Here is a 24,107-nt window from a genome sequence, read left to right as displayed (position 1 = left end):
CAGCACGGGAACTCCAGAGTGCTCTTAAACTTAACCACCGCCCTTGGCAGCGCGGATAAACTTCAATTTATTGGAGGCGGTTTAACCATGGGGCTGCTTGATAATTTGGGTGGTGAACAGCCAGGACAAGTTCCCGAGATTAGGCCGGATACGCCTCACTACGAGGCCGTTGGTCGGTTCGTAACCTCGTTTGCAAATGCGGAGGCAGCGGTACACCTCTTGGTTCGCCAGCTTTCGGGAATGCCAGACGACAAGGCCAGGATCGTATTCGGCGGCATGAGATTGCCTGACCTCACAGAGATCATTCGACGGCTTATGCGGATCGACAACGCGCCATTGTCGAACCAAACCGTAATAGATGACTGCCTCACTCAGTTGGTGGCAATCAGCAAGAGACGCCATAGCCTCGTTCACAGGGGCGCTTCATTTTTTGACGGCAAACTGGTTGTCTCCAATGTCTTGATATCCAAACATTTGCATTCCTCTGAACTCGAGGTCTTCGAGATTGAAGAACTCAGAGCAATGCAGCTGGATTGTGGGACCATCTGTCTGAAGCTGGATAGGATAATAAACCCTGATCAAGCGAACCCGTTCAGCCTCACCGACTCTTTTGTGCTAGGGCGGCCATGGCGGTACAAACATGCTCCGCCAAGGACTCCGAATCTAAGATCCCGCGCCAAGTCTCCAAAACCGAAGCGCCGGCCTCCCGCATCCCACGAGAAACCGAAAGATGCGGAGTAGCATCAGGGTGGGGCCGGAACCATAGTTTGACTCAGTTGCATCACCATGGCTCGGGTGCCGCTTAAATCTCGATCTCCGTCCCGAATTCGACGACCTGTCCAGTAGGCACGCCGAAAAACGCGGCGGTGCGCTCGGCGTTGCGCTGCAGGAACGCGAACAGTCCTTCCCGCCATACCCACATGCCCGGGATGTCCTCGCGCGGAATGATGGTCTCACGGCCGATAAAGTAGGTGACGTCGGTCAGACGGACGCCGGGCAACTTGCCCTGGCGGCACGCGAGCTTCAGTCCCTCGTAGATGGTCGGATATTGCATGAAGCCGTAACGCAGGATGACACGGATGATGCCTGGAGTGATCTCCTGGACCTCGGCACGGTCTTCGTCCGAGATGCGCGGCGATTCCTCGATCTGCACCGTGACCAGCAGCACGCGTTGATGCAGGACGTGGTTGTGCTTGACGAACTGCGTCAGCGCGAGCGGCACCCCCTTGGGGGCTGACGCGAGGAATATGGCCGTACCCGGCAGCCGGCTGTGGCACCTGGTGACGGCTGTCTCGATCAGATCCTCTTCCGGCTGGCGCAGCTTCGCCCGCGCCTTCTCGACCAGCTTCACGCCGCTGCGCCACGTCAGCATCAGGAATGCGACGACGGCGGCGAGCAGCAGCGGAAACCAGCCGCCTTCGAACAGCTTGGTCGAATTCGCCGCGAAGAAGATCGCGTCGATGATGAAGAAGAAGCCGTTCACAGCGATCACGAGGATCGGCAAATAGCCCCACTGGATCGCAACCAATGCGGCGAGCAGCGTTGTGATCGCCATCAGCAGCGAGACGGCGATACCATAGGCGCCGGCCAGCGCATCCGAGCTGCCGAAGGTGAGCACCGCACCCAGCGTCGCCGCGGCGAGCAGCCAGTTCACCAGCGGCACGTAGATCTGGCCGATCGCGTCGCTTTCGGTGTGCTCGATATGCATGCGGGGCAGGAAGCCGAGCTGGATCGATTGCTGGGTCAGCGAGTACACGCCCGATATGATCGCCTGCGAGGCGATGACAGTAGCGACCGTCGACAGCAGGACGAGCGGGTAATGCGCCCAGTCAGGAGAAAGCTGGAAAAACGGATTGTCGATCGCGCTCGGGTCCGTGATCAGAAGGGCAGCCTGGCCGAAGTAGTTCAGCACCAGCGCGGGCAGGCAGACTGCGAACCAGGCGAGGCGGATCGGGAAACGGCCGAAATGCCCCATGTCCGCATACATGGCTTCACCGCCGGTGACGGCGAGGAAGGCGGCGCCGAGAATGGCGAAGCTGATATGGAAGTTCTGGTGAATCAGGAAATCGAAGGCATAGAACGGGCTGAGCGCGGCGAGCACGGCCGGCGCCTTGACGATGCCGTGGAGACCAAGCGCTGCGAGCACGATGAACCAGCCGAGCATCACCGGGCCGAAGATGCGGCCGATGAAGCCGGTGCCCTGCTTCTGCATCACGAACAGGCCGACCAGGATAACGATGGTGATCGGCACCACCGCGGGCGCCAGTGACGGCGCATCGACCTTTAAACCTTCGATGGCCGACAGCACAGAGATCGCCGGTGTGATCGCGCCGTCGCCGTAGAGCAGGGCGGCGCCGATCAGCCCTACGATGAGGAGCTGCGCCCGCCAGGTGCCAGGCTGCGCGTTGCGCGCCGAGAGCAAGGCGAGCAGGGCGACGATACCGCCTTCGCCGCGATTGTCCGCACGCAGGATCAGCATGGCATATTTGAGGGAGATGATCAGGATCAGCGCCCACAGGATCAGCGAGACCACGCCGAGGACGGCGTCGTGGGTGATCGCTCCGCCATGGGCTGCGGCCCTGGCCGCTTCCTTCAACGCGTAGAGCGGGCTGGTGCCGATGTCGCCGTACACGACGCCGAGGGCACCGAGCGTCGCGGCAAACGGAAGCGGGCTTGGATGATGACCGGAGGAGGCGATGGCGGGCGTACTGGTCACGTGCGATCCCCCGGCTGCCTTACACCCGCCGGGCATCCGGGGGGCGCGTCAGACCATACTCTGCGACGGGACGTCGCAAATTACCATGGGATTTGCGTGAAAGTGCTCGCCGCTATGGCGTGCGGTTGGCGGTGACGAGGCGGACTTCACGGACGGTCGAATTAGAACCTACGGTCCGCAGGCACGATGCCTCGAAATTGGGCCAGGCCTGCTGGGAGCAGTCCTTGCCGGCGGTACGGATGTCGAGGCGGTCGCCCTTGGCCAGCGGCTGCGGCGTGCTGGCTTCAACCTGCGGGGCGAAGCCGGGAAGAACGGTCAACGCGCCGGCAACAAACGCAGCAATGGCAATAGCGGAAAGTGCCTTGATCATAACGGTCCCCTGTCATCGGGCCCTGCCGGCCCGTCGTTTTCGTTGCGGCAGAGGTACCGGGCGCAAGTTTCCCGACGTCTTCGCCATGCCGGAAAATGGTTTCGTTCCTCTCTGGTTTGGTTTCGTGGGGCCCGGGCGACGAAACATTCGACCGGTGGATGCTGGCATCCCAGGACTGGTTCATCGACCGTGAGAACTGGGCGCTCGGGGCCTAACGGTACCGGGCTGGCTTGCCGGAGAGGGCGAGGCAGGATAGAGGGGGGCTTATGCCCCGTGTCGCGCTTTATCCCGGCTCCTTCGACCCCGTCACCAACGGTCACCTGGACGTGGTGAGCCAGGCTGTTTTCCTGTGCGACCGCCTGATCGTGGCCATCGGCGTCCATTCCGGCAAGAAACCGCTGTTCTCGACCGACGAGCGGCTTGAAATGGTCCGCGAGGTATTCGGGCCGATAGCCCAGAAGGCCGGCTGCGCCTTCGATTGCACAACCTATGACAACCTGACCGTGACCGCGGCGCGGGCGGCGGGCGCAGGGCTTATGATTCGCGGTTTACGCGACGGTACCGACCTCGATTACGAAATGCAGCTCGCCGGCATGAATGAGGCGATGGCGCCCGAGGTCCATACCGTGTTCGTTCCGGCCTCGGTTGCAGTCCGCCCGATCACCGCCACACTGGTCCGCCAAATCGCGCAGATGGGCGGCGATTTTTCCGCATTCGTGCCGCCATCGGTCGCCGCTAGCCTGAAGGCAAAATTCGCCGGCTGACGCCGGCCGTCCCCGCTTCCCAAACGTCCTGCTCCGGAGTCTCCATGATCCGAATTTTCGCACTCGTTGCCGCGCTCTTCTGCGTCGTTCCCGCAATCGCGCAAACGCTACCCGCCGATCTCGACAAGGCGAATGCAATCGTGATCGACACCACCAAGGGCCGTATCGTCATCAAGCTGCGCACCGACATCGCGCCTCAGCATGCCGAGCGCATCAAGCAGCTCGCGCGCGAGGGCTTCTACAACAACGTGCCGTTCCATCGCGTCATGGACGGCTTCATGGCGCAGACCGGCGACGGCCAGAACTTCAACGGTACCGGCGGCTCGAAATATCCGAACCTCAAGCAGGAATTCTCCAACGTGCCGTTCAAGCGCGGCATCGTCGGCATGGCGCGACGCGGTGACAGCGTCGACAGCGCCAATTCGCAGTTCTTCATCATGTTCGCGGACGGATCGAGCCTGAACGGCCAGTACACCGTGATTGGCGAGGTGGTGTCCGGCATGGACGTGGTCGACAAGCTGAAGAAGGCGTCCGCGGGCTCTGCGAGCGGCACCGTCACCGACCCGGACAAGATGGTGAAGGTGCAGGTCGCATCCGACATCAAGTGAGACCGGACAATGCAGCGCGGCATGTCAAGTGTCTGGTTTGCGACCGCCGTCGTGCTGCTCGCGCTGGCGTGGCCCGCGCGGGCAGAGACAGGTCAGCTCGATACGCTGCAAGACCTCTACATCCAGCTCCATCGCTGCTGGAAGCCACCGCCGCTGTCGGTCGCCAACCCGATCGACATCACCGTGATCGTCAGTTTCAATCGGCAGGGCACGATCCTCGGCCATCCCAGGATCAGCTACGAGTCGGAACAGGCGACCGAGAACGACCGGCTGCAATATCGCATCGCCGTGATGGAAACTTTGCAACGCTGCACGCCGTTGCCATTTACCGAAGGGTTGGGTGGCGCTGTTGCCGGCCGCCCATTCGCGATTCCGTTCAAAACCCGAAAACGTGAGCCGAAAACGCAGGAGAAGCGAGCATGGCTGCCACTGAAAATACTTTGATCCTTGAAACCACCAAAGGCCCGGTCACCATCGAGATGCGGCCCGATCTCGCGCCGAACCACGTCGCGCGGATCAAGGAACTGGTGCGCGAGGGGTTTTACGACGGCATCGTGTTCCATCGCGTGATCGACGGCTTCATGGCACAGACCGGCTGCCCGCAGGGAACCGGGATGGGCGGCTCTGGCAAGAAGCTGAAAGCCGAGTTCAACAAGGAGCCGCATGTCCGCGGCACCGCCTCGATGGCCCGTGCCGCCAACCCGGATTCGGGGGACAGCCAGTTCTTCATCTGCTTCGATGATGCTTCCTTCCTCAACGGCCAGTATACGGTTTGGGGCAAGGTGACCGAAGGCATGGAGAATGTCGACAAGATCAAGCGCGGCGAGCCGGTGAAGGACCCGGACAAGATCGTCAAGGCGCGCATGGCAGCGGACGCGACCTGACGTCGTTACGCATTTCACTGTAATGCATTCCGGGACGGGATGACTTTCTTCGGATCGTCATCCCGTTTAGATTCTCAATCAAGCGCGACCGGTTCGCCGGCTTACGCCATTGCGAGCGCGAGCGAAGCGATCCAATGCTTCATTTTGCTGGAAGACGCTTCGTCGTGATCGCTCCGTTGCCGCACGCGACGGCGTGGTGCAGCGGGCGCAGCCGTGATCCCGGCATGATCTGGCTGCGCGATCGGCTCCGCCCAATCGCCAGACGCACTTTTGCCGGCTGGAACCAAGAAGCACATGCGTACCGACCTCTTCGATTTCGAACTTTCGCCTGAGCGGATTGCGCTGCGCCCGGCAAGCCCGCGGGATTCCGCGCGGATGCTGGTGGTGCATCCCGACGGCGTGCTGCGCGACGGCACGGTTGCCGACCTGCCTCATTGGCTCGAACCGGGCGATCAGATCGTCGTCAACGATACCAAGGTGATCGCCGCTCAGCTCAAGGGCCGTCGGATCGGCCGTGACACCGAGCCGAAGATCGAGGCGACGCTGATCAAGCGGATCGACGGGTCGCGCTGGCAGGCACTGGTGAAGCCTGCGAAGAAGCTTGCGGCGGGCGATACCATCCGCTTCGGCAATGAGGGCAAGGTCTGCCTGCTCGGTCATCTCGATGCGCAGGTCGAGGCCAAGGGGCAGGAGGGCGAAGTCACGCTGTCGTTCTCGTTCCACGGACCGGCGCTCGAGCAGGCGATCTCAGATGTCGGCACGCCGCCGCTGCCACCCTACATCGCGTCGAAGCGCACGCCCGACGAGAGGGACGCCGCCGACTACCAGACCATGTTCGCGGCGAACGAGGGCGCAGTGGCAGCGCCGACCGCCGGCCTGCATTTCACGCCGACGCTCGAAGCCGCGCTGCGCAGCCGCGGCGTCGGGTTGCACCGGCTGACGCTGCATGTCGGGGCAGGGACGTTCCTGCCGGTGAAGGTGGAGGAGACCACGGAACACCGGATGCATGCCGAATGGGGCTGCATCACCGCCAAGACGGCGGCCGCACTGAATTCTGCCCGCGCCAGGGGCGGAAGGATCGTGGCGATCGGCACAACATCGCTCAGGCTCCTGGAGAGCGCTGCGACGGCCGACGGCACCATCCAGTCGTTCTCGGCCGAGACCTCGATCTTCATCACGCCCGGCTATCGTTTCCGCGCAGTGGACATCTTGCTGACCAACTTCCATCTGCCGCGCTCGACGCTGTTCATGCTGGTATCGGCCTTCTCCGGGCTCGACACGATGAAGAGCGCTTACGCCCATGCGATCCGGAGCGGCTATCGCTTCTATTCGTATGGCGATGCGTGCCTGCTGTTCCGCGCGCATGAGCCGCGCGGAGATCTGGATTTGTAGGGTCGGCAACCGCAAATCCCGGTCCGTGCAACTCGGTCATTGCGAGAAGCTCGCGACAAAATTGCAGAGCAGTTTTGCGCTGAAGTGACGAAGCAATCCATCGTTCCGCACGTACGGCCGGGTGGATTGCTTCGCTTCGCTCGCAATGACGCGGATGGGCTGTGCGCACATCATACCGTCATTCGTCAACATGACGGGCAGACAGCGTCGCGTTGCTTACGCCATCGCGCGCGCAGGCAACAGCTCCGCGATCTGCACCGCGTTGAGTGCCGCTCCCTTCAGCAATTGGTCCGCCGCAACGAAGATCGAGATCGAATGACCGCTGGGATCGCTGAGGTCCTTGCGGATTCTGCCGACCAACACGTCGTCCTGACCCGAGGCGTCGACCGGCATCGGGAAGTAATTCTTGGCACGATCGTCGACGATCTTCACACTTGGCGCCCGCGAGAGGATCGCGCGCACCTGGTCCTCGGTGATCGGCTTTTCGCATTCGAAGGTGATCGCCTCGCAATGCGCGCGCAGCACCGGTACGCGCACGCAAGTGACGCCGACCGCGATCTTGTCATCCTCGAAGATCTTGCGGGTCTCCTTGATGACCTTGGTCTCCTCGTCGTTGTAGCCGGTCTCAGGATCAACAGCCGTATTGTGGTTGAAGAGGTTGAAGGCATAGGGGTGCGGCATCACCTTCGGCGCATAGACCTGTCCGTTGAGGTGAGCGCGGGTGGACTCCACCAGTTCCTCCATTGCCGCCGCACCGGCGCCGCTCGCCGCCTGATAGGTCGAGATGATCACGCGCTTGATGCGGTTCTTCTGGTGGATCGGCCACAACGGCACCAGCGCGGTGATGGCGGCGCAGTTCGGATTGGCGATGATGCCCTTGTGATCGCGGATGCGGTTCGCATTGATCTCCGGGATCACCAGCGGGACGTTCGGGTCCATGCGAAACGCCGAGGAGTTGTCGACCACGACGGCGCCGGACTTGACCGCGACAGGCGCAAACTTCTTCGAGATGCCGCTGCCGGCCGAGAACAGCGCGAGGTCGACGCCTTCAAAGGAGCGCTCGGTGAGTTCCTCGATCACGACAGGCTTGCCTCGGAAGTCGACGGTCTTGCCGGCCGAGCGGGCGCTCGCCAGCGCCTTCAGCTTGCCGACGCGGAAGCCACGCTTGTCCATGGTGGCGATGAATTCGGCGCCCACGGCACCGGTCACGCCGACAATCGCGACAACGGGAGCGTTACTCACTTTGTCCTCCATTTCAGATCATGCTTGCAGGCAATAAAAAGGCCCCGGACCTTCATCAGGCGGGGCTTCGGGTTGAGGTGATGCGGTTCGACCGACTACGCGCGCACGCCTCCCGAGGCTCCGGAGGGCTTGGTGGTTTTGCTGGAACGTGTGGTCAAAATGATCATGGCGCGGTCTTATGCTGCAGACATTGGCGCGGGTCAACGGAATTTGGGCTGAAACCGCGTTAAAACATGGTTGAATCCGGCATGGCTGTCACGCCATAAGCGCGGCCATGAGCCTTCCGCACCATTTCGAGCTTCTCAAAACCGATGGCGCCGCCCGCACCGGCCGCCTGACCACGCCACATGGCGTAGTGCGTACGCCGGCCTTCATGCCGGTCGGCACGGCCGGTGCGATGAAGGGCATGCACTGGCGCGAGGTGCGCGAGGCCGGCGCCGATATCGTGCTCGGAAACACCTACCATCTCATGCTGCGTCCGGGCGCCGAACGGGTCGCCGCGTTGGGCGGCCTGCAGCGGTTCACAGGCTGGCGCGGCCCGATGCTCACCGACTCGGGCGGCTTCCAGGTGATGTCGCTCTCCGAACTGCGCAGGGTGACCGAGCAGGCCGTGACGTTCCGCTCGCATATCGACGGCACCAAGGTCGAGCTGTCGCCTGAGCGCTCGATCGAGGTGCAACGGCTGCTCGGCTCCGACATTGCGATGCAGATGGACGAATGTGTCCGCCTGCCGGCCGGGCACGCCGACATCGAGCGGGCGATGCAGCTCTCGCTGCGCTGGGCAGAGCGCAGCAAGCGTGCATTTGCGACGGCGCCCGACGGCTACATGCTGTTCGGCATCGTTCAGGGCGGCGATGTTCCAGCGCTGCGGCAGGTCAGCGCGCGTGGTCTGGTCGATATGGGCTTCCACGGTTATGCGATCGGCGGGCTTGCGGTCGGCGAGCCGCAGGCGGTGATGCTCGCGATGATCGAGGAGACCGCACCGGCGCTGCCGGCCGATCGCCCTCGTTATCTGATGGGCGTCGGCACGCCCGAAGACATCCTCGAGGCGGTCGCCCGCGGCGTCGACATGTTCGACTGCGTGATGCCGACACGGAATGGACGCCACGGCATGGCGTTCACCCGGTTCGGCCAGATCAATTTGCGAAACGCGCGTCACATTGACGATCCCCGGCCGCTCGATGAGGAAAGCCCGTGGCCGGCGGCGCGAACCTATTCGCGCGCCTATCTGCATCACCTCGTTCGCTCAGGCGAGACGCTGGGCGCCATGCTGCTCTCGGAAATCAACGTCGCCTATTACCAGGAACTGATGCAGGGTCTCCGCGAGGCGATTGCCAACGGCACCTTCGAGGATTTCAAAACGAAAACGCGCGCCGGATGGGCGCGCGGTGACATCGCTCAAAAGTGAGCGTGTTCAAAAGTCAGTTACAGGCGTACCGCTTGACCGAATGCTTCGTTACAAACCCGTAACCACATGTGTCGCAGGTCCACAAATAGCTGATCACGTGATCATTCAGATAGGCGGAGGCTTCCGCCGCTACCATGGAGTCCGCACACACCGGGCAAGTTGGCAATTCACATCCCCGCGGATCGGGTCGAGACGCGACGGTCGACAAGATTTCAGCAACTGCTGGCATCGTGACCTCCTTTGCGTTCTGAACCTGAGCTTCCCTCGCACGGACGTTATAACCTCATTTGTTTGACCTTGTCGCAACACAAATGCGTTGGTTTTACGTAATATTGCTTTTGCTTTGCGTGACTTGCGCACAGTTCCAGTATCGCAACGCAGCGAACATCCGCCACGGTTCTGGCTTGCGCAACCGATGGTGCACCGCTTCTAATGCAGAAGACCGCATGTTTCCCGCATGATCTCAATAGGAGCCATTTTTGATGGACGCCTCATCGACAACGAGTGCAGTGCAACCCGGACGCGGACGCGTCTTTGACTCTATCGTCGATGCGATCGGCGACACGCCGATCGTGCGGCTGCGCAGATTGCCGCAGGCCCAAGGCGTCACCGCGACCATCATTGCAAAACTCGAATACTTCAACCCGGCCGCGAGCGTGAAGGATCGTATCGGCGCTGCGATGATCGTCGCGATGGAGAAGGCTGGCATCATCAATGCCGACACCGTGCTGATCGAGCCGACCTCGGGCAATACCGGGATTGCACTCGCCTATGTGGCCGCCTCGCGCGGCTACCGGCTGAAGCTGGTGATGCCGGAATCGATGTCGATCGAGCGGCGCAGGATGCTGGCGTTCCTCGGCGCCGAGATCATCCTGACGCCGGCCTCGCTGGGCATGAAGGGCTCGATCGCGACTGCGGAGGAACTCGTGCGCACGACGCCGAATGCGGTGATGCCGCAGCAGTTCAAGAACCTCGCCAATCCCGAAATCCATCGCCGCACCACGGCGGAGGAGATCTGGAACGACACCGGCGGCAACATCGATTACTTCGTCGCCGGCGTCGGCACCGGGGGCACCATCACCGGGGTCGGGCAGGTGCTCAAACCCCGTAAGCCCAGTTTGCGGGTCGTGGCGGTCGAGCCGGAGGAAAGCCCGGTGCTGTCAGGCGGCCAGCATACCCCGCACAAGATCCAGGGCATCGGCGCCGGATTCGTGCCCGACATCCTCGACCGCTCCGTGATCGACGAGATCATCAAGATCAACAGCGCGAGCGCGATCGAGACCTCTCGGGCGCTGGCGCGCAGCGAGGGTATTCCCGGCGGGATTTCCTCAGGCGCGGCGATCGCCGCGGCGATGCAAATAGGCAAGCGGCCGGAAGCCGCGGGCAAAACCATTCTGGCGATTGTGCCGTCGTTCGCGGAGCGCTACCTGTCGACGGTGTTGTTTGAAGGAATCTGAGAGATGGCCGATCAACCGAGGCGACCGCGAACCCTGAACGACGCCCGCAGCGAGGCAGAAGCCGCCTTCAAGCGCGCCACCACCAAGGTGGCGGTGGCGCCATCAAAGACGGCGGCGGTCCCAGGCGTCCGGGAGCAGGTCACGTTGCGGATCGATCAGGACGTACTGGAATACTTTCAGGAGGGCGGTCCCGGCTGGCAAGACCGGATCAACGAGGCGCTGCGCAAGGCTGCAGGGAAGTAACGTTCGCAACAAGAAGCCCAGGATTCCCCGGGCTTTTTTCTGCCAGAAGCTTCGCAGTTCAGCGCAGGAAGCCGCCGACCATGCCGCCCATGAAACGCCCGACCGGATCGATGCCGCAGCCGCGCGTGATGCAGCTCACATTGCGCGTGTGAAATTCAGATTCGGGCGCGGGCGGGAACCGGTGCGCCGGGCTTCAGGTTCAGGACGTTGCCCGTCAGGATCAGCGCGGCTCCAAGCGCGGTGAAGATGTCGAGGCGCTCTGCGTAGATCAGCCAGCCCAGAATGGCGGTCAGCGGGACGCGCAGGAAATCCATCGGGATTACCACGGTCGCATCCGCGTGCAGCATCGCGCGCGCCATGCAGTAGTGCGAGAAGGTGCCGCAGAACGCAATCGCGACGAGCCATCCCCAAACGTAAGGCGAGGGCCATGTCCAGACGTAGAGCGCGGGGAAGAAGCCCGCGGCCGACTGCACCGCCAGCATCCAGAATATGATTGCCAGCGTCTGTTCGGTCCGCGTCAGGGATTTCACGATCGCAATCGAGACGCCGAAGCCGACGGCTGCCGCGAGCGCGATCAACTGCCCCGGATTGACCTCTCCGGTCGCTGGCCGCACGATCACGACGACGCCGACAAGGCCGAGCACGATCGCGACAATCTTCCACACCGTCAGCCGCTCGCCGAGGAAGCTGGCCGCAAGCAGTGCGGTCCAGATCGGCATCGTGAATTCGATCGCGACGACCTGGCCGATCGGAATCAGCGTCAGCGCGTAAAACCAGCCGAACTGGGCACTGTAGTGGATCAGGTTGCGTACGATATGCAGATGCACACGCGCCGTTTTCAACACCGCGAGGCCGCCGCTCATGCGGATCAGCGGGAAGAGCAACAGCAAGCCGAGCACCGAGCGCACTTCCATCAACTGAAAGACGTTCACCTCGCGCGTCGCCTCGCGGCCGGCGACGGCCACGATCAACATCAGCGCGAGCCACCCGGCCATCCACAGCGCGGCGCGGGTCTTTGAGGGGGTGCGATCCATATGGGACGAGATGACGAGGGATCGCCGGTATCGGCGAGTTGGCCCAGATTTGCAACGCGCAAATCTGCCGACGCAGTGATGCGCCGCCCTGTCGTTGGGTGCTAAGCAATCGGTGAAAACAATCAGGAGGATCTGCTCATGCGCGTGTTGCACCCGGCCGAATGGTCGAAACCCCGCGGCTTCTCGCACGGCGTCAGCTTCGACGGTCCGGGGAAATGGATCGTGCTGGCCGGCCAGACCGGTGGGGACGAGAAGGGCGAATATCAGCCCGACATGGCCGCTCAGGTTGGGACCGCGCTGAAGCGGATCGTCAAGCTCCTTCACGAAGCCGGTGCGGGGCCTCAGAACATCGTGCGCCTCACCTGGTATCTGACCAGCCGGAGCGAGTATGAGGCCGCCGGTGCCGGCATCGCTGCGGCGTGGAAGGAAACCCTCGGCCGCAACTTCCCGCCCTCGACGCTGCTTTATATCGACGGGCTCGTCGATCAGCGCGCCAAGGTCGAAATCGAAGTCACCGCGTTCGTGCCGGCCGGGTAGGACCACAAGCCGCTTCGCCGCGCGAACCCGGCATCACTTCGCTCGGAGACGCTATAAGGTCAAACAAAAACGCCCTCGGACGTGGTGCCCGAGGGCCGATTCGTCGGGCTATCCGCTACTTCGACAGCGAGATGTTGGCAGCGCGGAATTGGCTGTCCGCACGCATCGAGACCGACTGCTTGTTTCCGCTGGTGTGCAGGGAAATGTTGGCGTTGAAGCCGGGCGCGCTGGCAAGCACCTGGAAGTTGCCGCCGCCGCCGCGGCCCTGCAACTCGCCACCGACGTTGCGGCTCGACTCGCTCCAGGTGCCGGTTACCACGCCGCCTTGGGCCTGTACGTCGGCCTGCAGATTGAACTTGTAGGCGTCACTGGCGCAGGTGAGGCTCATCGCCATGGTGGGGCCGGACACCCGGTAGGTTGCGCGGCAGCGGATCCGCTCGCTCGATCCGTCATCCAGGGTGACGGTACCACCGCCGGACCAGGTGCCGGCCAAGCCGGCGAAGGGCCCGGACTGGGCATGGCTGGTCGTGGTCGCGAGCGCCGTCATGAAAAACGCGACGGCTGCGAAAGCAGGCCGCCGCGCCTTGGCGAAAAGTCCTGATGCGCCGTTGATCTTACTGACGGGATGCTTCCCATCGGCCGCTGCACGGTACGCCAGCTGATGCCCCATTCCACTTCCCCGATCCGGAGTTACCACTGAGTTGACCGTTCGCATATGCACCATTGATCGAGACTCGCACAAGTCCCCCGCTGCCGACAGTGCCGGAGATCCCTGCGCCAGGCGCCGTGATCTTGCCCTCGGTGACAGTAAGGGTTGAACTGGTCGTCGCATCGCAACTGCCAGTCTTGGTCGTAACGGTGACATGCCAAAGGCCATCATAGGGCTGCTGGGCCGAAGCAGTAGCAGCGGAAAACACGACTGCAGAGCTGGCAACGAATGCAAAAAGCAGACCGCCAATGCGGTTGGAGCGCATAATCAAATCCTCATGATTTCGGGTGATAGCCCGGCTTATCCGGGCACAATGTGTCCAAAATTTGCTTTGCTGCAAAGCCTCAAAAGGTTCCTATCAACCTATAACCTATCGCGTCAGACCCGGTTCCATCGCGGAACGAGGCGATGGAGGTAATATGGTGAGGTTGATCCGACTTAATGCCTGCCGCCTGGAAGGCTCGGCGCCTTGGTTGCGAACTGCTCGTCCTGCGGCTTGGCAGGCAGGGTCTCGTGGGTCTTCGCGTAGTCGATGACCTCGCCAAGCAGCCTCAGGCCAAGCGGCGCCAGCGCGCGCTCCCAGAGCTCGCGTGCCGTCTCGCCTTTCTTGACGAAGACCCAGTCCTGGGCAGCGATCGCGCCAGCATCCATGCGGTCGGCAAGGTGATAGATGCTGCCGCCGGAGATCGGGTCGCCTTCCTTGATGGTCCATTCCACGGCCGCGATGCCGCGATGCCGTGGCAGCAGAGATGGGTGGTAGCCAATGCCGCCAAGTCTCGCCGCCGCGACCGCCTCCTTGCTGACGCGGGCATGGCTATGAGCCGCCACGATCAGGTCAGTAGCGGGCGCGATCTCCGCGGCGGTGACGAGTTTGGGGTTCGCCTGCACCACGACGTCGATGCCGAATGCCCTGGCGGCCGCCGCAAGCCGGTCTTCGCCGTCATGGACGACCACCCTGGCGACCTCGACGCCGCGTTCGCGCAGCATATTGAGCGTCGTCACGCCGAAATGGCGGGAACCGACAAGGGTAATTCGCATGGGATCAATTCCGTGGTTGGCCCGGGTCAGTATGCCGATAGCACACCGCAGCCGCCTGTTTCGTCTCCCCGCCGGTTATCAACAGGGGACCAGGGCCGCAACCTCAGGCCGGCTCGAGCCGGGTCGCCAGAACCTTGTCGATCCGCCGGCCGTCAAGGTCGACGATTTCGAACTGCCAACCATTCGCGGTGATTTTCTCGCCCACATTGGGGATCGTGCCGAATTCCTGGAGCAGGAAGCCGGCGCAGGTCTGATAAGGCCGCGGCGCCGGCAGGGCGATGCCGAGGAGGTCGGCGAATTCGAGCGCCGGCATCCAGCCAGAGATCAGGTAGGAGCCATCGTCGCGCCTGACATAAGCGGGCTCGGCCGGCCCCTGTTCGGTGTGGAAGGCGCCGACGATTGCTTCGAGAATATCCGCGCTCGTGACGACGCCCTGGAAGGTGCCGTACTCATCATGCACGAGGCCGATATGGACGGCGGAATCGCGCAGGATCGCGACTACGTCGCGCGCATCGACGGTCTCAGGGATGATGGGCGCGTCGCGGGTCAGTGCCCGGACGTCAGGCGTGCGGCCGGAGAGATAGACGTCGAGCAAATCCTTGGCCTGCACGATGCCGATCGCATGATCGCGATTGCCGTCGAACACTACGCAGCGCGAGTGACTGCTTTTTTGCAGCGCTGACAGGATCTCGGGCGCGGAATCGGCAAGGTCGATCAGGCTGACCTCATGGCGCGGCGTCATCACGGCGCCCACCGGGAGGTCGCCGAGGCGCATCACACCCGCAATCATCTCCTTTTCGCCGGGCTCCAGTACTCCGGCGTTCTCGGCTTCGACCACCAGCGTCTTGATCTCGTCCTCGCTGACGCGGTCCTGCGCGTCCTCGCGATGGCCGAGCACCCAGAGCAGCGCCTTGCCGGAGCGGTCGAGCAGCCAGACCAGCGGCAGCGACAGCCTTGCCATGACAGTCATCGCCGGCGCGACTCTGACCGCGATCGCCTCGGGATCGCGCAGCGCGATCTGTTTCGGGACGAGCTCGCCGACGATCAGCGACGCATAGGTGATGACGCCGACGACGAGGGCGACGCCAATCGCGTCAGCAAGCGCCCGAGACAGTCCGGCTTCCACAAGCCATAGCGTGACGCGCTGGCCGAGCGTTGCGCCCGAAAACGCGCCCGACAGCACGCCGATGAGCGTGATGCCGATTTGCACCGTCGAGAGGAACTTTCCGGGATCGGACGCCAGCGCGAGCGCGCGGCGCGAACCGCCGACGCCCTTCTCGACCAGGCCCACAAGCCTTGCGGGACGCGAAGAGACGATGGCGAGCTCCGACATCGACAGGAGACCGTTGATGACGATCAAGGCCGTCACGATCGCAAGTTCCAGATACAGCACGACGGATCCTAAGCGTGTTGGCGGCGTCGGCCGCGGTCCCAATATAGCCACGCCGACGCCGTTTCGCTGTGCCGGCCCTGGCGGCGACGCGCAAGCGGGTGCACTGAATGAACCGCGTGCGCGAACGTGCGCGGCATTTTGGCGCGCTTGGCCAGGCGGTCAACGTCGCGGCGAGAACCGCGGTGGCCGGTGCATCGGAAAATTCGGCGTAAATCTCAGTTCCAGGTCAACAACCGCAGCCTGGGTCTTGTGAACGTCTTGGCGGGGGCGGCCGGCAGCTCCGGCGGCCGTTCCGATTGAGCCTGCAGATGCATACGCAAATCCGCGCTGCATTGCTTAATCTGATTGCGCAATTCTCGGCGGGAGAAGGCGGTGAGCGAGGGATCGCCGAGCTGCTGCCAGGCATTGCGCAGCCATTCCCGCAGGGCGCGAATATTCTGATCCGAGACTTCTGGCTGGGTCATGCCGCCGGAATTTCAAAGAACGTTCGCGGTGAAATAAGGCCGATTCGCGGGCAATCGCCTAGTGCCTTATTTGTCAGCCGGTTTTGTCCGGTCCAGTGCGCAGAAGATCCATCGCCAGCGGGATGGCGAGTACAACCGCACCGACCATCGACAGGTGTCGTATCTGCGCGCCGGAGAAGCCGAGATCGTCGCGGGCAACGTGAACGAGCATGATCGCGACATAGGCGGCAACGCAGATTGCGACGACGATGCCTTCGAAATCGATCCTGTTGCCCATGGCGTCACCGTGCAGCTCACAAGCTACTGTAACGCGCCGAGGTGCTGAGAGATGTGAGCTGGCTCACGATCTCGGCCAAGTCGGGTTCTGCCGAGCCTTGCTCGGCCCGGTCGCGCGACGAAGGCTACTCCGCACGGCTCCACGCTGACGTGGACAGTGCGCGACGTCGCTAGCGGTGGCGAGGCGATCGTGGCCGCGATCTGCCGCCGGAGCTTCGCGGCAGCTCAGACGAAATGGCCGCGCCGCTGCGCTATTTGCTGCTCGGCAGCTTGACCGGGACGTGGGGCGAGGTGCTGACCACGCGCTGGCTTCCATCGAAATAGGTTTGGCTCTTGAGCAACGACTCGAGATACAGAAAGAATTTTTCGGCAAGCATGGGCGTAGCCCTCAATCGTCTATTCCCTTAAGTCGCCGCGCGAAGCCGGAAATTCGATCAACAAAATGCGAGTCGCACCGGCATCGCGATGTTGCGGTGCAATGGATTCATATTCAATCCGGCAGATTACTGGCGCTGCGACAACACCACCAACGTGGCACAGTCATGCTGTGCTAGGCATCGCCCTCAGTTGGTACGCGACTCCGACAGTATCGGCTGCCGCGGATGCGTGTGGTTGGTGTGCGCACAAGCGTCGGACGACAATCCTTCGAAGCGCCACAGAGTGACCGGCGATGCAGCTCCGCATTGGTCGCAGCGCAACGACTTGTCGCCAACCAAATATCTCCCTCTCCGAAAAACCTCGGGCTGGGCAATCTCTTTGCAATTCGGGCAAGCAAGGACCAGCTTGCTCGTCTTCCACCACGAAAACAAATGAAACACCGTGTCCTCAGCGTTTCCTGGCGCCAATCTTGAACGAAGCTAGCACGGCTTCCGCTCGCGCTAAACTAGCAACGCAGCGCGCCACGGTTCCATTTCGTCTGGAATCGCTTTGCGTGCCGGGCTGCGCAACACAGTCTACCAAATTTAGTTAGCGGAATCTTGAAGGTCGGGCTCGGCATGCGTCATTGCGCCACACGGTTTCTTCAAGGATGGAGGCTAGCAACTCGGCCATGGATCCGGAACATGAGACCGACGAAGGCATGGTGGTGGCGCTCCGCCGCAGCTATGCCCGCTTGGCCTGGTGGATCGTCAGGCTCAATCGGATGCTTGAACTGCCTCGCGTCGCTGAGCCGCCGCGCTCGCAACGTCCGCCGCGGATTGCGGTTCCGCCACGGCAACCGCTGCCGCCGCGTCCCGAATAGCGCCTGAGAGACGGCACCGGATACCTCCTTTCCCGTATCGGCAGCGGGGCCAGACTGCTATGGATTCGCTATCCGCGGACGGCAGGTCCGCCGGTTTGCACAGATGCGGGCCGCGAGCCGGCTCAAGCAGCGGGAGGGACGAAACAGAATGGTTGATACGGTTGGGATTATCGGCGCCGGTACCATGGGCAACGGCATCGCCCAGGTATGTGCAGCCGCCGGGCTCGGCGTGATCATGATCGACATTTCCGATGCCGCGGTCCAGCGCGGGCTAAAGACGGTCGGGGCAAGCCTCGATCGCCTGGTCAACAAGGACAAGATGACGGCGGCTGACCGCGAGGCGACGCTCGCGCGCATTACGGCGACGACGGACAGGGCCAAACTTGCTTCCTGCGACCTCGTCATCGAAGCTGCGACCGAGAATGAGGATCTCAAGATCAAGATTTTGAAGGAGCTTGGTGCGACGCTGAAGCCGCATGCGCTGGTGGCCACCAACACTTCGTCGATCTCAATCACGAAGCTCGCGGCGGCGACCGATCGCCCCGACCGCTTCATCGGCATGCACTTCTTCAATCCGGTGCCGGTGATGGCGTTACTCGAACTGATCCGCGGCTTGCAGACTTCCGACGACACCGTCGCCAGGGCGGAAGCCTTCGCCAAGCGCGTCGGCAAGGTCGCGATCACCGCAAAGAACAGCCCGGGTTTTGCCGTCAACCGTATCCTGTGCCCGATGATCAACGAGGCGATCTTCGCGTTGCAGGAAGGTATCGCGAGCGCGGAGGAGATCGATGCCGGCATGAAACTCGGCTGCAATCATCCGATCGGGCCGCTCGCGCTCGCCGATCTGATCGGACTCGACACCATGCTGTCGGTGATGGAGGTGTTCTACACCGGCTTCAACGATCCCAAATATCGCCCGGCGCCGCTGTTGAAGGAGATGGTGGACGCTGGCCATCTCGGTCGCAAGAGTGGCCAGGGATTTTACAGCTACAGCAAGTGAGCTCGGATTGCGCGGCGCGCCGACGTTCGCACGCCGCGGCCGAGACCGTAGTCATCCGGGATGGATCGCCGGTAGATCCTGGCGTATCACGCGCGCCATCAGACATCCTCTGATCCGCCGGTAGGCGGGGGACGATAGACGCGAGGCCCGGTCTCCTAGGCACACCGGGCCTCGTGCTCTTTGCGAGGCCAGTCACGCCGCCGCTGTCATCTCCTCTCCATCGCCGCACGCACATCGCCGGAATGGCCGGTCGGTCCGCATCCAAAAAATAACCGCCGCCTCACAGGGGTTTCACACCTTCTTGAGGAGCTGGCCGGAAACCTCGTGAAAGTCGCTTTCGTACTTAAATCGGCTGTGATGTTTGGACGAAAGTAGGTGAGGAGTCGTGCGCAGGCCGGTCGTGGCAGTCATGGCGTTCGCTGCGGGCGTACCTGTTAGCGCAGCGTCCGCTGCTGATCCCTATGACGTTCCCTGGTGCATGCAAGGCAAGGAGGAGGGGTATCCGGGCTACTGCGGCTTTCAGACCCTTGAGCAGTGCCGGATGTCTGCCTCGGGCCGCCAGGCCGGCTGCAGATGCCGCCGGATGATCCGGTGATTTGGATCGGGGATCCCTGCACCGCACTCGTCTGGCACGATGTTCGCATACCTGATCGCATCTCGACGAGTTTTCATTGGAGAGCAAATGGGCGAGGTTATACGGTTCATCTCGAAGTCGGAGCTTGAGCGGGCTCGCCTCATCCGCGAGGCGCGCGCGAACTACGAGCGCATCTTTCCGTCGGCGGATTCGGGCGGAGAGCAGGCGAGCCAGCATGGCAGCAAGGGCAGCCAAGGCACTTCTAACTCCTGAGCCGCGCCAGCCGACGTCGGTATGCAGGCGCTGCGGCGAAGGACGACGCGGAGCGAACGGTGTTGAAGCGGCTTTGGCAGACCTGGACGATCGACAAGCCCGCGGCGTTGGGCGATTGGTTGTGGCAAGTCTTTGTCGTCGAACTCGCGGCCTTGCTCGATCGGCTGACACTGCGACGGGTCATCGCGTTGATCCCCGTTGCCATTGTCATCTTGGCCTATGAGCATCGGATACCGATCCCTCCCGAGCTGATGCTGCTCGGTGATTTGCTAGCCTATATCGATATCTTCTCGGCCCTGGTCCTGTTCGGCATTTTTGCGCGGACTGCCGCGGTGATCTACATCGTCAGGCTGGCCATCCGCCGCACGCGCGGCATGCTGCGACGCGTGCCCGCGGTCTGGCGGCGGCTGGACCTTCGTCATAGGCGCGCGAGCGACATCAACCGCCGCAAGCGGCACGGTCGGACGAGGAGAGACGACGACGACCTCGCCGTCATTCCCGGCATGGTCTGGGCATAGCTTCGGATTGATATTGGGTCGCGGGCCTTAGTGGTCGTGCCCAACTCGAAGTTCACCGGCGTGATCGGCCCGCTTCAGCTCCGCGGGATCCCCGGGTAGCTCACCGCGCCGGTGTGAACTGCTGAGGTCTGTCGCACCGTGTTGCGAACGATAGAAAGCGACGCCCAGCCGGACACTCCAGACACCGAACACCAGCGCGCCTGCCATGCAGACCGCTACGAAAGCCCAATCGCGTTTCCTCATTTCGTCGAACGAAACCAGATGAATGTTATGGATAACCGCCGGTCGAGTCTGTCCTCACTCACGGCTCCCCCTGAAGAAGCGTTTGGTCGCCTCGATCGCCTCAATCAGAAACGGCGATAGCACGAAGAACGCCCCAATTCCAACCGAGACGATGATGTGACGAAATGACTGCTTCTCCTCGTCGTCCCCATACGGGTAGGCGTTCTTGTCGATGGGCGCAGGAGTGAGGTCCCTGCCGGATCGGTTCGCAGGTTCCAGCCGTCGCGGCTTGCGCGGTGGCGCCATCAGCACCACGAACAGGACGTTCAGCAGCAGCCAGATCGCCGCCATGATGAGAAGGGTGCGCACCGCGTGATCCCGAAAAATCAAACAAGGCACCGGCAACTTACCGGCTCACGACCGGGGCCGCCATAGCTCTTTGAAGTAAGGTAGATCAAGACTTGCAGTAAGACAGATCACGACTTGCGGTAACACAGATCACGACTTTGCGCCCGCAGTGCAATCCGTGGAGTTACGGAGCGCACGGGCTCACGCCACCACCGACCGTTCGGCGATGCATCAACCCAATTCGAAGGACAATCCAGCAATTCGGCGTGGGACCAGGCCGACCGTGGGGATGGTGATTACCCTCAACTCCGACGATACCGGTAATAGATGCAAACATCTCGTCCCGTCGGCGACGTCGGCAGGCCTGCGCCGACCATGTCCGGGCAACTGTTGATGAGGCCCGTCAGCCTGAAGGGCTGGCTAGTGCATCCGATGGGTGAACGCATCAAAGGCGTGCGCCAGGAAAATGGCGATGCTGATCAACGCGAGGACGGCTGCTATGGCTTCGGTCATCGCTCTGCTTCCTCGTCCGGCATGGCGTTGAGGTAGCTGCAAAGCGACTGCTCATAGAGCACATTCAGGATATAGGTGAACATGACGCTTCCCTCTTTTGCCGAGACGCTAGGTTCGCCACGTTGCAGGTCGATTTCGAGAAGTCGCAAAAACGGTTTCGTGGCGCTGCCATTGTGTTTCGTCGGAACCCCTCGGGCCCGGATGCGGCATCACTTCCGCGCCGATGCAACTAGCGTCAAATCGGTATCTTTCGGGTCGCCGGATCCGGATGCATTTGTTTTTTGTGGAATTAAACTAATCCCGGATAGGAGTTAGTGGTTCTCTATTACCACCGAAGGGAGCCTGACCGGCGGCCGGACCGTCCAGTTCTTTTCAAGCCGAGGGGAGGGCGTCAGAAAAAAAGACCGCCCGAAAGGCGCTCTTTCGCCAGTCGGTGCTGTCAGCCATGTCAGGCTATCGAGGACAGTCCGGAAGATTCAAAAGATTATTCGGCGCGTAACCGTCCGCCGATGTGTTGAGATATTTGCATCCGTTGTTGGTGGCTACCACTACGTTGATGCTTTTTTCATTCATGCTGACGAAAAAGCAGTACGTGCCGCTTTCGATGGCTCCGATCGCGGCATCCGCTTCCAGCCACCAACGTGCGCCGTTATGAACGCCTCCGACGCCTTGGATACGATCATGGGGATCGTGGTGGCTGGGACGTTTGGTACTGCACTGGATCTCTACGCGAGCGGCCATTCTGGCCTCTTTCTGAACGCCGGCTCCTATCCGCTGCTGTGGACTCCTAGCGGCTGCTGATGAACATAACATCGGATTCGCGATTAAATCGCGATCCTGGCAACCAGCTTAAATTCATTTTTGGTCCCGCTTTAAAATTAAATTTCAATATGAATGGAACCAAAATGTCTCAAAGATGCGACATTCTGTCAATCGCCAGGTTGCGGGTGCGCCCTGGTCCGGGCCCCTGGTCAGCAATCAGGTGCAGCCTTGTTTGCCGAACTGGATCGCCGACTTGATCCGACAGAGCCGGCGCACGGGCGGGGCTAGTCGACAGCGGTTGCCCGCCGCTCCTCGAGCTTCATTCTCGGCTTGCCGGCTTTTTCGCCTCAGACGGCACAAGCAGCAACAGCCTCCGCGAACCCGGCCAGCGTCGTGATCCAAATCGTCGCGCGCGAGCGGCAGCCGCAAACCATCGACGTCACGCCAACGCTGATCGCACCCTGATTGATAGACGCCAGGTTCGGTACGCGCGCCCAGCGCATTCAAGACATCAGCAAACGATCAGCGATATGCGGCGCGGGAGCGACGAAAACCGAACCTTTTTGCAGATTTGCACGACGTCTCGGCTGCGCAGGCAGGCTGAATCTTGAACCTTTTTCTCACCCGGACACACAACTGAATATGCGGTGGCGCCCCGCGCTATCGCTGCCCTCCTTGGGCGTTTCCTCCCTAGACTTGGGCCACTTGTCTGACAAGCGGCCCTTTTTTCTTCTAGCGCGAGAAGTTCGCCGGCCGGTTGGGCTCGGCAGTCAGCGCAGGCAATGTCGCGAAACAAATCTGCCGCAGACGCGTGTGCATCGGCGTCTTAGAATGAATTGACGTCCCCCGCCCCCGAGGGGACGTGTCTCCAAGGACGGCTCCGGCGACGCACCCGCTGGGGCCGTTTTGGGTTCGATGGTCGGTGTACACCTGGCTTGCCTTTGAGCCCGGCGCCGGATGACCCTCTACGTCTACCACTCGAAGCCACGGATGCGCGCTCGCATCCACGACGCGGATTGTCGTCTTTGCCGCCACGGTGAGGGCCGTGGTTATCCCAAGACCCGCGCTGGCGTGACCGGGTGGGAAGGTCCATTTGCGCGAAACTCCCGGGCCCTACTTCTCAGGAGCAATAGTCTGATGAGAGCTAGATACTGCCTCGGGCTTGGTGGCCAGCACCGTGTTGTAGGGGTTGCCGAAGACAAAGACCTTCGAAGTGCGCCAAATGATCCGTTCCAATTCCACGAATGTGCGCATCTTTAGCCGGTACTTCCACAACAGCAGGTGTTGAATGAAGTTCCAGGTGACGCCCCAAGCCCAGAATGGCAGTCGCCGATAACGGATCGGGTTGAAGCCGAGCTGACGCATCTTGTAGACGAGAAGATTGGCTCCGACAAAGTTGTAGCGCCAATTGTCGAAAAAGGCGGTGACGCTCAGATAATCCTCCTTACGGCGACAGTGATCCAGCGACCCCGGTGAGCGGATTAACAGGCGTCCTCCCGGCTTGAGCAGTCGCCAGCACCGCGCCAGCCAAGCGTCCAAGTCTTTGGTGTACCCAATCGATTCGAGCGCATAGATGGCGTCAAAACTTTCACTCGGGAGATCGAGGCTGTCGAAGTCGGCGACAATCACCTGTCCACGCCCACCAAGTTTGGCAAATTTCCGCCGGCAGATATCCGCTTGCACGGATGAATTGGTCACACCCACGATTTCGATAAAGCGCCGGCTGGCGAGGTAGTCGGCCGCCGCGCCGGATCCGCACCCGAGATCCAGCAGCCGCATCCCGTCTTCCGGCTTCAGAAGAACGAATTCGGCTTCGTAGGGGCGCGAAAACACCACTCGGGGAAAAACGCATGTGCTGTAGTTCGCTTGTTCGTCGCGATACGTGCCGAACACGTCATCATATGTGCGCTTCTCGTCATCGTGCTTGAGAAAGTCGTTCGGTTGCGGTGTCCACTCGACCAGTTGTCGCTGCTCGAATTGGTTCAGCTGGTGCCCGATCTTGCTCGCGTCCTTTGGTTGAGTGACCAAGAGAAAAAGTACGTAGTGAAGAAGGTTGTATGCTACGAACAACGCAACGATGATCGCCGCTAACAACTGAAATATCAGAACAATGTCCAAGGTA

General features: G+C 61.9%; 30 protein-coding genes. 15 read left to right on the top strand and 15 right to left on the bottom strand.

Annotated elements, in window-relative coordinates; translation table 11 throughout:
- The first annotated feature begins 87 nt into the window (after positions 1-87).
- Positions 88-741 (top strand): hypothetical protein, encoded by a 654-nt coding sequence (locus tag JQ553_RS09705; protein WP_212499645.1) that lies wholly within the window; start codon positions 88-90, stop codon positions 739-741.
- Between the two features lie 61 nt (positions 742-802).
- On the opposite strand, the gene JQ553_RS09700 is transcribed toward JQ553_RS09705, so the two are convergent.
- Together JQ553_RS09700 and JQ553_RS09695 are read right to left on the bottom strand one after the other, a co-directional pair.
- A complete protein-coding gene (locus JQ553_RS09700; protein WP_312015109.1) occupies positions 803-2,716 on the bottom strand; it encodes a KUP/HAK/KT family potassium transporter in 1,914 nt (637 codons plus the stop codon).
- A gap of 112 nt (positions 2,717-2,828) precedes the next feature.
- Positions 2,829-3,086, bottom strand: a complete 258-nt coding sequence (locus JQ553_RS09695; protein ID WP_212499644.1) for a hypothetical protein — start codon at positions 3,084-3,086, stop codon at positions 2,829-2,831.
- A gap of 266 nt (positions 3,087-3,352) precedes the next feature.
- On the opposite strand from JQ553_RS09695, the gene coaD reads away from it, so the two are divergent.
- The 5 genes from coaD to queA all read left to right on the top strand — a co-directional run bounded on the left by coaD (position 3,353) and on the right by queA (position 6,734).
- The gene (coaD, locus tag JQ553_RS09690) at positions 3,353-3,850 is read left to right on the top strand and encodes a pantetheine-phosphate adenylyltransferase (RefSeq protein ID WP_212499643.1); all 498 of its coding nucleotides are present in this window, start codon (positions 3,353-3,355) and stop codon (positions 3,848-3,850) included.
- Between the two features lie 44 nt (positions 3,851-3,894).
- Positions 3,895-4,458: a peptidylprolyl isomerase gene (locus tag JQ553_RS09685; RefSeq protein ID WP_212499642.1), complete on the top strand. Its 564-nt coding sequence runs from the start codon at positions 3,895-3,897 to the stop codon at positions 4,456-4,458.
- Between the two features lie 9 nt (positions 4,459-4,467).
- A complete protein-coding gene (locus JQ553_RS09680) occupies positions 4,468-4,902 on the top strand; it encodes a hypothetical protein (RefSeq protein ID WP_212499641.1) in 435 nt (144 codons plus the stop codon).
- The gene (locus JQ553_RS09675; protein ID WP_212499640.1) at positions 4,878-5,342 is read left to right on the top strand and encodes a peptidylprolyl isomerase; all 465 of its coding nucleotides are present in this window, start codon (positions 4,878-4,880) and stop codon (positions 5,340-5,342) included. Before JQ553_RS09680 ends, JQ553_RS09675 begins: the two co-directional genes overlap by 25 nt.
- Before the next feature lie 294 nt (positions 5,343-5,636).
- Positions 5,637-6,734 (top strand): tRNA preQ1(34) S-adenosylmethionine ribosyltransferase-isomerase QueA, encoded by a 1,098-nt coding sequence (gene queA, locus JQ553_RS09670; protein WP_212499639.1) that lies wholly within the window; start codon positions 5,637-5,639, stop codon positions 6,732-6,734.
- Positions 6,735-6,950: 216 nt separating this feature from the next.
- On the opposite strand, the gene JQ553_RS09665 is transcribed toward queA, so the two are convergent.
- A complete protein-coding gene (locus tag JQ553_RS09665) occupies positions 6,951-7,988 on the bottom strand; it encodes an aspartate-semialdehyde dehydrogenase (RefSeq protein WP_212499638.1) in 1,038 nt (345 codons plus the stop codon).
- 262 nt (positions 7,989-8,250) lie between these two features.
- Between JQ553_RS09665 and tgt the strand changes: the two genes are divergently transcribed.
- Positions 8,251-9,384 carry a tRNA guanosine(34) transglycosylase Tgt gene (tgt, locus tag JQ553_RS09660; protein ID WP_212499637.1) on the top strand — a complete coding sequence of 378 codons (1,134 nt, stop codon included), beginning with the start codon at positions 8,251-8,253 and terminating at the stop codon, positions 9,382-9,384.
- Between the two features lie 13 nt (positions 9,385-9,397).
- Here the strand turns inward: tgt and JQ553_RS34365 are convergent, their stop codons facing one another.
- Complete coding sequence (locus tag JQ553_RS34365) at positions 9,398-9,613, bottom strand: hypothetical protein (RefSeq protein ID WP_249144058.1); 216 nt, start codon at positions 9,611-9,613, stop codon at positions 9,398-9,400.
- Positions 9,614-9,866: 253 nt separating this feature from the next.
- Here JQ553_RS34365 and cysK point away from each other — a divergent pair, with 253 nt between their 5' ends.
- Positions 9,867-10,841, top strand: coding sequence for a cysteine synthase A (gene cysK / locus JQ553_RS09655; protein ID WP_212499636.1), 975 nt, complete (start codon positions 9,867-9,869; stop codon positions 10,839-10,841).
- A 3-nt stretch (positions 10,842-10,844) separates the two neighbouring features.
- Positions 10,845-11,084, top strand: coding sequence for a BrnA antitoxin family protein (locus JQ553_RS09650; RefSeq protein WP_212499635.1), 240 nt, complete (start codon positions 10,845-10,847; stop codon positions 11,082-11,084).
- A 155-nt stretch (positions 11,085-11,239) separates the two neighbouring features.
- On the opposite strand, the gene JQ553_RS09645 is transcribed toward JQ553_RS09650, so the two are convergent.
- A complete protein-coding gene (locus JQ553_RS09645) occupies positions 11,240-12,118 on the bottom strand; it encodes a DMT family transporter (RefSeq protein WP_212499634.1) in 879 nt (292 codons plus the stop codon).
- Between the two features lie 138 nt (positions 12,119-12,256).
- Here JQ553_RS09645 and JQ553_RS09640 point away from each other — a divergent pair, with 138 nt between their 5' ends.
- Entirely contained in the window at positions 12,257-12,655 is a 399-nt protein-coding gene (locus JQ553_RS09640; protein ID WP_212499633.1) for a RidA family protein, read from the top strand.
- Positions 12,656-12,770: 115 nt separating this feature from the next.
- Here JQ553_RS09640 and JQ553_RS09635 read toward each other — a convergent pair whose 3' ends face one another.
- The 6 genes from JQ553_RS09635 to JQ553_RS09615 all read right to left on the bottom strand — a co-directional run bounded on the left by JQ553_RS09635 (position 12,771) and on the right by JQ553_RS09615 (position 16,536).
- Positions 12,771-13,325 carry a hypothetical protein gene (locus tag JQ553_RS09635; protein WP_212499632.1) on the bottom strand — a complete coding sequence of 185 codons (555 nt, stop codon included), beginning with the start codon at positions 13,323-13,325 and terminating at the stop codon, positions 12,771-12,773.
- Positions 13,270-13,629 (bottom strand): hypothetical protein, encoded by a 360-nt coding sequence (locus tag JQ553_RS34360; RefSeq protein ID WP_249144057.1) that lies wholly within the window; start codon positions 13,627-13,629, stop codon positions 13,270-13,272. The genes JQ553_RS09635 and JQ553_RS34360 overlap by 56 nt, the downstream gene beginning before the upstream one ends.
- Positions 13,630-13,802: 173 nt before the next feature.
- On the bottom strand, positions 13,803-14,402 hold the full coding sequence (locus JQ553_RS09630; RefSeq protein WP_212499631.1) for a formyltransferase family protein: 600 nt from the start codon (positions 14,400-14,402) through the stop codon (positions 13,803-13,805).
- Positions 14,403-14,505: 103 nt separating this feature from the next.
- Positions 14,506-15,795, bottom strand: coding sequence for a hemolysin family protein (locus tag JQ553_RS09625; protein WP_212499630.1), 1,290 nt, complete (start codon positions 15,793-15,795; stop codon positions 14,506-14,508).
- A gap of 215 nt (positions 15,796-16,010) precedes the next feature.
- A complete protein-coding gene (locus JQ553_RS09620) occupies positions 16,011-16,259 on the bottom strand; it encodes a hypothetical protein (RefSeq protein WP_212499629.1) in 249 nt (82 codons plus the stop codon).
- Positions 16,260-16,332: 73 nt separating this feature from the next.
- Positions 16,333-16,536 (bottom strand): hypothetical protein, encoded by a 204-nt coding sequence (locus JQ553_RS09615; protein WP_212499628.1) that lies wholly within the window; start codon positions 16,534-16,536, stop codon positions 16,333-16,335.
- A 1,047-nt stretch (positions 16,537-17,583) separates the two neighbouring features.
- Here JQ553_RS09615 and JQ553_RS09610 point away from each other — a divergent pair.
- The 5 genes from JQ553_RS09610 to JQ553_RS09590 all read left to right on the top strand — a co-directional run bounded on the left by JQ553_RS09610 (position 17,584) and on the right by JQ553_RS09590 (position 20,140).
- Positions 17,584-17,775: a hypothetical protein gene (locus JQ553_RS09610; protein WP_212499627.1), complete on the top strand. Its 192-nt coding sequence runs from the start codon at positions 17,584-17,586 to the stop codon at positions 17,773-17,775.
- A gap of 148 nt (positions 17,776-17,923) precedes the next feature.
- The gene (locus JQ553_RS09605) at positions 17,924-18,775 is read left to right on the top strand and encodes a 3-hydroxybutyryl-CoA dehydrogenase (RefSeq protein WP_212499626.1); all 852 of its coding nucleotides are present in this window, start codon (positions 17,924-17,926) and stop codon (positions 18,773-18,775) included.
- Between the two features lie 385 nt (positions 18,776-19,160).
- Entirely contained in the window at positions 19,161-19,370 is a 210-nt protein-coding gene (locus tag JQ553_RS09600) for a DUF3551 domain-containing protein (RefSeq protein WP_409363045.1), read from the top strand.
- A gap of 87 nt (positions 19,371-19,457) precedes the next feature.
- On the top strand, positions 19,458-19,622 hold the full coding sequence (locus JQ553_RS09595) for a hypothetical protein (protein ID WP_212499624.1): 165 nt from the start codon (positions 19,458-19,460) through the stop codon (positions 19,620-19,622).
- A gap of 59 nt (positions 19,623-19,681) precedes the next feature.
- A complete protein-coding gene (locus JQ553_RS09590; RefSeq protein WP_312015108.1) occupies positions 19,682-20,140 on the top strand; it encodes a hypothetical protein in 459 nt (152 codons plus the stop codon).
- 297 nt (positions 20,141-20,437) lie between these two features.
- Here the strand turns inward: JQ553_RS09590 and JQ553_RS09585 are convergent, their stop codons facing one another.
- From JQ553_RS09585 to JQ553_RS09570, 4 genes are all read right to left on the bottom strand, one after another.
- Positions 20,438-20,731 carry a hypothetical protein gene (locus tag JQ553_RS09585; protein ID WP_212499623.1) on the bottom strand — a complete coding sequence of 98 codons (294 nt, stop codon included), beginning with the start codon at positions 20,729-20,731 and terminating at the stop codon, positions 20,438-20,440.
- Between the two features lie 488 nt (positions 20,732-21,219).
- Positions 21,220-21,372 (bottom strand): hypothetical protein, encoded by a 153-nt coding sequence (locus tag JQ553_RS09580; RefSeq protein ID WP_212499622.1) that lies wholly within the window; start codon positions 21,370-21,372, stop codon positions 21,220-21,222.
- A 304-nt stretch (positions 21,373-21,676) separates the two neighbouring features.
- On the bottom strand, positions 21,677-21,964 hold the full coding sequence (locus JQ553_RS09575) for a DUF3892 domain-containing protein (protein WP_212499621.1): 288 nt from the start codon (positions 21,962-21,964) through the stop codon (positions 21,677-21,679).
- Positions 21,965-23,098: 1,134 nt separating this feature from the next.
- Positions 23,099-24,103: a cyclopropane-fatty-acyl-phospholipid synthase family protein gene (locus JQ553_RS09570; protein ID WP_212499620.1), complete on the bottom strand. Its 1,005-nt coding sequence runs from the start codon at positions 24,101-24,103 to the stop codon at positions 23,099-23,101.
- Between the last annotated feature and the right edge of the window lie 4 nt (positions 24,104-24,107).

The organism is Bradyrhizobium lablabi, assembly GCF_018131005.1.
In the GTDB taxonomy this organism is placed as follows: Bacteria; Pseudomonadota; Alphaproteobacteria; order Rhizobiales; family Xanthobacteraceae; genus Bradyrhizobium; species Bradyrhizobium lablabi_D.
This window is presented reverse-complemented; position numbering and strand designations above follow the sequence as displayed.

Coding starts and splice junctions, on each gene's coding strand:
- JQ553_RS09705 (WP_212499645.1), top strand. CDS start 88: ATGGGGCTGCTTGATAATTTGGGTGGTGAACAGCCAGGACAAGTTCCC.
- JQ553_RS09695 (WP_212499644.1), bottom strand. CDS start 3,086: ATGATCAAGGCACTTTCCGCTATTGCCATTGCTGCGTTTGTTGCCGGC.
- coaD (WP_212499643.1), top strand. CDS start 3,353: ATGCCCCGTGTCGCGCTTTATCCCGGCTCCTTCGACCCCGTCACCAAC.
- JQ553_RS09685 (WP_212499642.1), top strand. CDS start 3,895: ATGATCCGAATTTTCGCACTCGTTGCCGCGCTCTTCTGCGTCGTTCCC.
- JQ553_RS09680 (WP_212499641.1), top strand. CDS start 4,468: ATGCAGCGCGGCATGTCAAGTGTCTGGTTTGCGACCGCCGTCGTGCTG.
- JQ553_RS09675 (WP_212499640.1), top strand. CDS start 4,878: ATGGCTGCCACTGAAAATACTTTGATCCTTGAAACCACCAAAGGCCCG.
- queA (WP_212499639.1), top strand. CDS start 5,637: ATGCGTACCGACCTCTTCGATTTCGAACTTTCGCCTGAGCGGATTGCG.
- JQ553_RS09665 (WP_212499638.1), bottom strand. CDS start 7,988: ATGGAGGACAAAGTGAGTAACGCTCCCGTTGTCGCGATTGTCGGCGTG.
- tgt (WP_212499637.1), top strand. CDS start 8,251: ATGAGCCTTCCGCACCATTTCGAGCTTCTCAAAACCGATGGCGCCGCC.
- JQ553_RS34365 (WP_249144058.1), bottom strand. CDS start 9,613: ATGCCAGCAGTTGCTGAAATCTTGTCGACCGTCGCGTCTCGACCCGAT.
- cysK (WP_212499636.1), top strand. CDS start 9,867: ATGGACGCCTCATCGACAACGAGTGCAGTGCAACCCGGACGCGGACGC.
- JQ553_RS09650 (WP_212499635.1), top strand. CDS start 10,845: ATGGCCGATCAACCGAGGCGACCGCGAACCCTGAACGACGCCCGCAGC.
- JQ553_RS09645 (WP_212499634.1), bottom strand. CDS start 12,118: ATGGATCGCACCCCCTCAAAGACCCGCGCCGCGCTGTGGATGGCCGGG.
- JQ553_RS09640 (WP_212499633.1), top strand. CDS start 12,257: ATGCGCGTGTTGCACCCGGCCGAATGGTCGAAACCCCGCGGCTTCTCG.
- JQ553_RS09635 (WP_212499632.1), bottom strand. CDS start 13,325: ATGGGGCATCAGCTGGCGTACCGTGCAGCGGCCGATGGGAAGCATCCC.
- JQ553_RS34360 (WP_249144057.1), bottom strand. CDS start 13,629: ATGCGCTCCAACCGCATTGGCGGTCTGCTTTTTGCATTCGTTGCCAGC.
- JQ553_RS09630 (WP_212499631.1), bottom strand. CDS start 14,402: ATGCGAATTACCCTTGTCGGTTCCCGCCATTTCGGCGTGACGACGCTC.
- JQ553_RS09620 (WP_212499629.1), bottom strand. CDS start 16,259: ATGACCCAGCCAGAAGTCTCGGATCAGAATATTCGCGCCCTGCGGGAA.
- JQ553_RS09615 (WP_212499628.1), bottom strand. CDS start 16,536: ATGGGCAACAGGATCGATTTCGAAGGCATCGTCGTCGCAATCTGCGTT.
- JQ553_RS09610 (WP_212499627.1), top strand. CDS start 17,584: ATGGATCCGGAACATGAGACCGACGAAGGCATGGTGGTGGCGCTCCGC.
- JQ553_RS09605 (WP_212499626.1), top strand. CDS start 17,924: ATGGTTGATACGGTTGGGATTATCGGCGCCGGTACCATGGGCAACGGC.
- JQ553_RS09595 (WP_212499624.1), top strand. CDS start 19,458: ATGGGCGAGGTTATACGGTTCATCTCGAAGTCGGAGCTTGAGCGGGCT.
- JQ553_RS09575 (WP_212499621.1), bottom strand. CDS start 21,964: ATGGCCGCTCGCGTAGAGATCCAGTGCAGTACCAAACGTCCCAGCCAC.